The organism is Bacteroidota bacterium, from assembly GCA_016715945.1.
GTDB lineage: Bacteria > Bacteroidota > Bacteroidia > Bacteroidales > F082 > JALNZU01.
The window spans coordinates 1-5,808 of sequence record JADJXJ010000005.1 but is presented as its reverse complement, the minus strand read 5'-3'; the positions used below and the strand labels follow the sequence as shown (position 1 = coordinate 5,808).

The 5,808-nt window shown below is 52.2% G+C and carries 9 protein-coding genes; 1 reads left to right on the top strand and 8 read right to left on the bottom strand.

All coding sequences use genetic code 11. The features are described from left to right. From IPM52_14555 to IPM52_14530, 6 genes are all read right to left on the bottom strand, one after another. On the bottom strand, positions 1-863 hold an 863-nt coding region (locus tag IPM52_14555), incomplete at its 3' end, for an ATP-binding protein (GenBank protein MBK9292826.1). Between the two features lie 230 nt (positions 864-1,093). Next, positions 1,094-1,297 (bottom strand): hypothetical protein, encoded by a 204-nt coding sequence (locus IPM52_14550; protein MBK9292825.1) that lies wholly within the window; start codon positions 1,295-1,297, stop codon positions 1,094-1,096. Between the two features lie 139 nt (positions 1,298-1,436). Further along, positions 1,437-1,715 carry a hypothetical protein gene (locus tag IPM52_14545; GenBank protein MBK9292824.1) on the bottom strand — a complete coding sequence of 93 codons (279 nt, stop codon included), beginning with the start codon at positions 1,713-1,715 and terminating at the stop codon, positions 1,437-1,439. Between the two features lie 61 nt (positions 1,716-1,776). After that, on the bottom strand, positions 1,777-2,049 hold the full coding sequence (locus IPM52_14540) for a hypothetical protein (protein ID MBK9292823.1): 273 nt from the start codon (positions 2,047-2,049) through the stop codon (positions 1,777-1,779). A 45-nt stretch (positions 2,050-2,094) separates the two neighbouring features. Then, positions 2,095-2,262, bottom strand: a complete 168-nt coding sequence (locus tag IPM52_14535; GenBank protein ID MBK9292822.1) for a hypothetical protein — start codon at positions 2,260-2,262, stop codon at positions 2,095-2,097. Between the two features lie 377 nt (positions 2,263-2,639). Further along, positions 2,640-2,885 carry a hypothetical protein gene (locus IPM52_14530; GenBank protein MBK9292821.1) on the bottom strand — a complete coding sequence of 82 codons (246 nt, stop codon included), beginning with the start codon at positions 2,883-2,885 and terminating at the stop codon, positions 2,640-2,642. A gap of 146 nt (positions 2,886-3,031) precedes the next feature. On the opposite strand from IPM52_14530, the gene IPM52_14525 reads away from it, so the two are divergent. After that, positions 3,032-3,304: a helix-turn-helix domain-containing protein gene (locus IPM52_14525; protein ID MBK9292820.1), complete on the top strand. Its 273-nt coding sequence runs from the start codon at positions 3,032-3,034 to the stop codon at positions 3,302-3,304. Between the two features lie 146 nt (positions 3,305-3,450). On the opposite strand, the gene IPM52_14520 is transcribed toward IPM52_14525, so the two are convergent. Next, entirely contained in the window at positions 3,451-3,855 is a 405-nt protein-coding gene (locus IPM52_14520) for a hypothetical protein (protein ID MBK9292819.1), read from the bottom strand. Positions 3,856-4,433: 578 nt separating this feature from the next. Continuing rightward, on the bottom strand, positions 4,434-5,336 hold the full coding sequence (locus IPM52_14515) for a site-specific integrase (protein ID MBK9292818.1): 903 nt from the start codon (positions 5,334-5,336) through the stop codon (positions 4,434-4,436). Positions 5,337-5,808: the final 472 nt, after the last annotated feature.

Genomic DNA, 5,808 nt, shown 5'->3' with positions numbered 1-5,808 from the left:
TTGTGGCTGGCATCAAAATCACCCACAGCGAAGCCGTACCAATCAGCCACGCGCTGGGCGCTCTCAAAGGCGTTGCGTACCTCTGGCAATTTGTAGGCGGATGCCGCCCAGGCGTTCAGCGTTTTAGCATTGGTTAAATCCACCAGAGTATCATCACGAGTGGGCGCTGGTGCGCCGCTCAGCCACTCCCGCAGGATTGTAGCCAGCTGCGTGCCTGGCTTGTTGATTACCTGCCCACTCAGGGCCGGGCAGCGCGTTTTCTGCACAATCGCATCGTTTTCGATGGTCATATCCAGGTAGACATCGAACTCGTATTCCATGCTGTCACGTTGCACCGGTGCCATGCCCACCTTTTTGGGCTGGTTGATGGTACGGCCGTTCCGCTCTACCTGCTCCAAAACATATTCCTGCTTACTCCGCATGGTGGCAATGATGTGAATACGTGCGCCTACAATGGCCTCGATTAAAGCGTTTTGGATCGGCGTGGCGTCCTTCCAGGCGGCAAATGAGTTTGCCGTTTTCATCCGCTTGGCTATCTGGTCTACGATTTCCAGTAAACCCCCTGCCCCGTTCCAGGCGTGGCTTAGGCTGTCGATAATCAATACCTCGTACCCGGCATTGGCGGCGGCTGCGATAGCCTCAACGAAACGATCTGGGTGAAACGGGGCTTCCATTTCCAGGACATCAAAGGGGAAGCGGTCGGCATACTTCGCAGCCGACCCGTGTTCCGTGTCCACAACGGCCGTTTTCCCCAACGCCGTGCCAATGGCTAACGCGCTGTAGGTTTTGCCGCTGCCCGATGGTCCGGCAATGGCCAGGCGCAATTTTGATTCATGCTTTACTGCTGGTTTGAATAGTGTCATGTTGTTTTTCCTCCACTGGTAAAAATAAATCTGATAAATCTGGCTCCCAAACCTCGGAGCACTTGCGGCAAAGATACCGATCTTCCCACTTGCAAAACTCTGAGATTGGGAAGTTGCAGCTCTCGCACGGCCTGACGTGTTCGTCGTGTCTCATCGCTGCTCATCCTTGTGCCACCGCAGCATGGCGGCGATGGCAAATGTGAATACGAATAGGGGCCATAGGTAGTCCATTAAAATCTCCCAGTTCCATAGAGAAACATGGCCTGTTCGTTGTCATCAAAATCGGCGGGGTCCGGCTCGCGTTCTACCTGGGCCAACAGCGTCTTGAGAATCGGCAGCGCCTTGGCTGCTGCCTCCGGTGTGCAGCCTTCGCCCTTTGGTACATGGCGCTCATATTCCCGGTACGCGGCGTCTGCTGCTTCTTTCACTGTCATGATTGCACCTTTGCCCGCTCTACCAAATACTCGCCGCACGTCTCGCAATGGTAATGCCCCGTGCGTTCCTTGTAGAAAATCTTGCTACGCTTGCACTTGCCGCAATAGCGAATCTTACCGATGGCTAGGACTCGTGTCATTATTGCACCGCCTCACGCTGGCCGAACTGCGCCCGCAAACCTTGACGGATTACCGGCTCCAGCTTGTCGGCCTCATCGCTGGCGTAGATGCGATCCGCAATTTCTTTTGCCAGGGCGTATTCGGCGTGTTTGTCCTCAGCGCGTTTGTTGGCTGCTGCGTTCTCATAACCTGACTGAGCCGCCGCCTGGTCGAGGGAGAGATACGATTCAAACAGCCGGTCAAGCTGCTGCTGCGTTTCTGTGTCGTAAATGGGTCCTGCGTGAAATCCTGTTGTCATTGTCATGTTCCTTTGTTGTGCCCGCCCCCTTGCGAGGGCGGGCGGTGCCGGTTCCGTGCTGTTAGTTTTTGTTGTGTTTTCTGTGCGCCCGGGCGGTTTCCACAATGCCCGTCGCTACATCTCGCACAATCTTGTTGTATTGCGTTTTTGTTCGCATTTCCCACCACGTTAACGGTGCACGATCTCCATTGTGCTGATCTAGCCAGTGAGCGGCATCCGCGATCCTGGCACCGATGCGCTTTGCCTCATAAATCCCGTCGCCAATTGCCGCCTGTTTGTTGTATTCGTTTATTACTTCTACTGCTCGTTTGACAAGTCTTTGTCTTGGTGTCATGTCTCTATCCTTCGCCTTGCGGCTGTTCAGGTTCCGTGCTGTTAGTTAGCTGTTGATAATGCGCCGTTTGGCCAGGGTCAGAACTGCGAACTTCTCACATTCTGGATTGAGCATTTCCTGAGCCTTGGTGATGATTGCGATTTGCTCATTCTTTGCGCTGGCCAATGATTTTACGTGGGCTTCGATTTCTTTTACTTGATTGCGAATGTTCATCTCATCCTATCCTTTGACCTTGCCGGTTCCGTGCTGTGGTGCCCCGTGCGGGGGATTGCTAGAAAGGGATTTCTACATCCCATTTTTTTTCTACCATTTCGGGGCGTTCCCCAAAAAACTTCTCAAGTAGATTTTTTACGCGTGGGGTATGCAGAGATAGGATGCACTCGCTGCCAACGTGAGCAGTTTTTTTGCTCTCTCTTTCTCCGTCATCCAGTTTCACATCAGTAACGTACCGGATACATCTGCCACAAACACAGTGGATTCCACTCCGTACACCTGCGTCGTATTGAAAAGTTATTTTGTATCTCATTGTCCTGTCCTTTAGCCTTGCCGGTTCCGTGCTGCCCCGCCGGTGAGGGCGGGGCTTGTTGCTGTTAATTCCATACCGATAAAACTGTCTGAGCGGCTTGCCACCGGGGGCGGCTGTCACCTTCGGGGCGACACTTTACCGGATGGTTTTCTTTGGTGTACCAGCCGTATGCCCCGTCGCTCAGGTGAGAGTTGTAGAAGCCGATTTCCTGATTGTGCGGGTGGCTGCTGTCAGGAACCCAGGCCCAACCATCTTCGAAAACTTTTTCTACTTCGTTGGTGTGGTGTTTGATTTGGTGTTGGCTGTACATTTTTATCTCCTGTGAAAATTTTTCCGTCTCAGATGCTATCTATTATAAGGATTTGTTGCGTATTGTCAAGCGTTAGACTCAGAATCTAACCTTAAAGAATTGTACCACTTCTTGACTTGCGATAAATTGGCTTTATACTAGGGGGTATGAATCAAGGATTTAATGTTATTCGTAAAAAGATGGAGGCCCGAATGAGCGACAAGCTTCACACCGTGCCCGAAATCTCCGAGATGTTGGACATCTCCCGGCAGACTGCTTACAATTGGCTGCGTGCTGGAAGATTCCCCAATCATATTACGGTAGGTGACGGCGACATGGTACTCATTCCCGCTTCTGATGTTGAGACAGCCAGGAAAGAAGAAGCGGCCAAGCTGATACAAAAGCTTGACCGCTTGGGATTTCAAGCTGTCCCTGCGTAGGAAGTCGGAATAAAAAAAGACTTACCACCACGCAGGGCAGCAAGCCTTTTAACATCCCCTTAGCCCCGTAATCTTACCAGGGACGGCGGGGCAGGGGTGAATCAGTACCTTATCATCATCAATAGACGAAAGCACAGAGGGGTAAACTATTCTTCTGGAATCTGTACCCCATTTATTATGAGGTACTCACTGACCCATTTCTCTTGTTGCTCCTCGGCGTCAGCAAACGCAGCAGATACCACGGCGTCATCTTCCTGCCCCATAAAGGCAAGGAATGCGCCAATGGTGAACTCCTGATACGATACCCAAGCAACATGAGCATCTTGGGCGCACTCTGGCGGTTCTATCTGGCGGGCCTCGCGGGCAATTGATTGCAACTCGCCCAACGGCCCGGCCAGGCTCATTCGTGCGGTGCTGTTGGCAATCGCTATCGCGTCATCCCATTCTTCATTTATCGAATCAACGGCGGCGCGATAGTCAACAGTAGACTCCTCACACGTTGGAGCGGCGCACGATACGGCCGTTACCAGCAGCGTAAGTATGATTATCATCTTCCTCATATAGTGTCCCTCCTGTGCAAACAAATTAAGCATCTACGGCCGCACGGAACCAAACACGGAACGGCCGTTTTGCCGGGCGGTGGTAACAATTTAATAACCGGTACAAGTGAAACGAAACTATTCCGCCGCCCGCTTTTTTGAAATGTACCAGCGAGACAAGCGCTGACATTTTCCTCCTTTTTGGTGGCCGGGGCGGGCTCCATGCTACGCCCCGGCATTTTTAACACCTGAATAGATTGAAACCTGAACACGGCGGCGGCGTGGAAAGCGGACACGCGGGCGAGGCCGAAAGCCATCCCTTGTCCTGTGGGCCAACTGGGAAAGATGGATTACCAGCCAGAATCACGAGCCAGAGTAGCGCCTGCCCCGCCGTGTTCAGTTTTTAATCTAGAGCGGGCGACCGGTAACGCTCCGGCTTTTCCACTTTGGGAAAGTGGCACATCACTTTTATGCTACACCCGCATAACCTGAACCTTATCAATCAAATATTGTAGAGTCCACAATAGTCCATAATGTACCATGCTTCACCCTTGGGAAGACTGTATTAGAGGCTAGATAGTCCAGCCTGATTAAAGCAACAAATCCTGGGGGAAGTCATTGTCACCAAATCGCTCTGACAACAACCTGTGGTCGTCCCGATGGGCGTAAACGGTAAGCATCGTCTCAACGCTAATGCCCATCCATTGCGCTACGATTTTTTCATCGTGTTCGCCTAGCTTGTCCTGAGCAAAACGATGCCGCAGGCCGTGAGTTGAGCAGTTGACGTATGACGGAATGTTGGCCCGCTTGCGAATGTTTTGCATGAGGCTCTTCCAGGTGTGCAAGGTTATCGGGTCTTCTGACTCGTAGCTACTGAACAGGTAGGGGCTGTCATACTGGCGAGTTTTAAGCCACGTCTGACAGGCCAGGGCGGCGGCCTCATCACCAATCACGATGCGCGGCGGGCTGGTCTTCTCTGTTGGAATCCTTGACGCTATCCGCCACTCGCCTCCGTCTGATTGCCATATATGCGTGTCTCTCATTTTGATACGCACAATTGACTGGGCACGGAATCCGGCGCTTAGGGTGTATAGGATGATCGCGGCGTCCCGAATTGACGCCACTTGCAGCAGGCGGTTTATCTGGTCATCGGTGATGGCCTTCCCCCTCCTCTCCTCCGGTTCATCACACGTAATCCCTTCAATGTCACAAACCGGTAACCCCATCTCGGACATACGATGCCAGGCAGCACGGGCGCGGCGGCGGTAACTATTTACGGTGACATTACGAGTACCACGGGTAGCAAGCCAGTCGTGCCAGGCGGCATACTCCCGACGGGTAATGGATTCTACATAGCGGTCTTTGCCGAAATATTCCATCATGCGGCTGGCGACATCCTGATATTTCTGTACTGTGGTGGGTTTGACACTGAGCTTGTCAGTGCCGGGGATGGTGAGGCAAAAGAGCGGCATTTGAGAGAGCTTGACAGTCATACGAGGGCGAAAGAGCTTGAACACACTGCTATTCCTTTTATGGAGTGCCCAAAGAGAGGATAGCCAGTGTACATAAAACGGCCGTGGCAACAAGTGAATGTTGTCACGACAACAAATGACGATTAGGTATTGACAGCGGTTTTGATGGGCGGCTCCGGGCTGGCCAGGGCGACCAGCCCGAAACCTAGAACATGACAAATCTAGTGTAACAGGAAGTATCGAATGCACTTTAATGCACCAGAGGCAATAGCCATAGCGTTGGTCGTTTTTCTGGTCTTTGCTTACATCGGATACAAACAGACAAAATGAACTGGAATTTATTCCTTATTTTCGTGGCAGTTGGGGCAATAGCCGAGTTGATGACAATGAAATATCCGACGCCGGGTGAGCGAATAGCGACAATATTTCAGCTATTCGTGGGCGGGTTCATTGCCGCTGCTGTCATCCCCCCTATTGCTAATACGGCCGTACT

Excerpts from the sequence above, each read along its gene's own strand:
- IPM52_14540 (MBK9292823.1), bottom strand. The coding sequence starts at position 2,049 with ATGACACCAAGACAAAGACTTGTCAAACGAGCAGTAGAAGTAATAAAC.
- IPM52_14550 (MBK9292825.1), bottom strand. The coding sequence starts at position 1,297 with ATGACAGTGAAAGAAGCAGCAGACGCCGCGTACCGGGAATATGAGCGC.
- IPM52_14545 (MBK9292824.1), bottom strand. The coding sequence starts at position 1,715 with ATGACAACAGGATTTCACGCAGGACCCATTTACGACACAGAAACGCAG.
- IPM52_14520 (MBK9292819.1), bottom strand. The coding sequence starts at position 3,855 with ATGATAATCATACTTACGCTGCTGGTAACGGCCGTATCGTGCGCCGCT.
- IPM52_14535 (MBK9292822.1), bottom strand. The coding sequence starts at position 2,262 with ATGAACATTCGCAATCAAGTAAAAGAAATCGAAGCCCACGTAAAATCA.
- IPM52_14525 (MBK9292820.1), top strand. The coding sequence starts at position 3,032 with ATGAATCAAGGATTTAATGTTATTCGTAAAAAGATGGAGGCCCGAATG.
- IPM52_14530 (MBK9292821.1), bottom strand. The coding sequence starts at position 2,885 with ATGTACAGCCAACACCAAATCAAACACCACACCAACGAAGTAGAAAAA.
- IPM52_14515 (MBK9292818.1), bottom strand. The coding sequence starts at position 5,336 with ATGACTGTCAAGCTCTCTCAAATGCCGCTCTTTTGCCTCACCATCCCC.